This window comes from Citrobacter sp. Awk 2, assembly GCF_028069815.1.
In the GTDB taxonomy this organism is placed as follows: Bacteria; Pseudomonadota; Gammaproteobacteria; order Enterobacterales; family Enterobacteriaceae; genus Citrobacter.
This window is the reverse complement of sequence record NZ_JANEWL010000278.1, coordinates 1-303: the sequence shown is the minus strand read 5'-3', so window position 1 is coordinate 303 and position 303 is coordinate 1. Positions and strand designations below refer to the sequence as shown.

The 303-nt window shown below is 42.2% G+C and carries 1 pseudogene; it reads right to left on the bottom strand.

Annotated features, from left to right (window positions below):
- A pseudogene (locus tag NNO02_RS23630) lies at window positions 1-303 on the bottom strand (T6SS effector phospholipase Tle3 domain-containing protein); the annotation flags it as partial.

Sequence of the window (303 nt, the reverse complement as noted above, 5' to 3'; positions counted from 1 at the left end):
GCTGAACATAAGTACGAACATCTTCAAGCATTTCAGCTCTCGATTGCTTTTCATATCTGTTACGATCCGCTTTTGAACCGGGCCCCGGCAATTGAATTCCTGAAGGTTCTTTAAGTTTCATTTTCTGATCAAAATAGCCGTAGAGCGATATGTAATAGCGATAGTCGACATCAATGGGGGCATTTCTGTCGGGATCTATTTGCCCGTAGCCATAGCCAATTTTTCCTGTCTGTTTTTCTTTGCTGCGATAATCCTGGTCAAAATCTTTTAATTCTTCTGCTGACAGAGGTTCAGGCACCAATG